This window comes from Rhizobium vallis (assembly GCF_003985155.1).
GTDB classification, from domain to species: Bacteria; Pseudomonadota; Alphaproteobacteria; order Rhizobiales; family Rhizobiaceae; genus Rhizobium; species Rhizobium vallis.
Genome location: NZ_ML133747.1, coordinates 1 through 630 on the forward strand (window position 1 = coordinate 1; position 630 = coordinate 630).

Sequence of the window (630 nt, forward strand, 5' to 3'; positions counted from 1 at the left end):
GGCGCGCCTGGTTCGATGGTCAATTGGACCTCGATCCGGAGAAACTGATCTTCATCGACGAAACCGGCCTCTCGACCAAGATGTCACGTCTGCGCGGACGTGCATTGCGAGGTGAGCGTTTGCCGTGCCGGCGTGCCGCACGGCCATTGGAAAACAACGACTTTCACCGGTGCGTTGCGCCTCAGCGGAATGACCGCCCCATTCGTCTACGATGGCGCGATGAACGGCAACGTCTTCCTTGCGTATGTCGAACAGGTGCTGGTGCCGCCCCTGGAGATCGGCGACGTCGTCATTATGGATAACCTGCCTGCACACAAGATAGCCGGTGTCCGCGATGCCATCGAACGTGCCGGCGCCAAGCTCATGTTCCTGCCGCCCTATAGTCCGGACTTCAATCCAATCGAGAACGCATTCTCGAAGCTGAAAGCCATGTTGCGAGGCCGAGCCGAGCGAAAGATCGATGCTCTATGGGATGCGGTCGGGGCCTTGATACCTCGCTTCACTGCGGCAGAATGCGCAAACTACCTTAAGGCCGCTGGATATGACCCAGATTGAGCAGGATTTGCTCTAGCGGTGCAAGTGATGCCATCACGACACCGTCTGTCGGCTTTGTCTGATCGGCGACATTAG

The 630-nt window shown here is 58.1% G+C and carries 1 pseudogene; it reads left to right on the top strand.

Annotation, left to right across the window (positions count from 1 at the left end):
- Positions 1 to 555, top strand: a pseudogene (locus tag EFQ99_RS34870) (IS630 family transposase); the annotation flags it as partial.
- Positions 556 to 630: the final 75 nt, after the last annotated feature.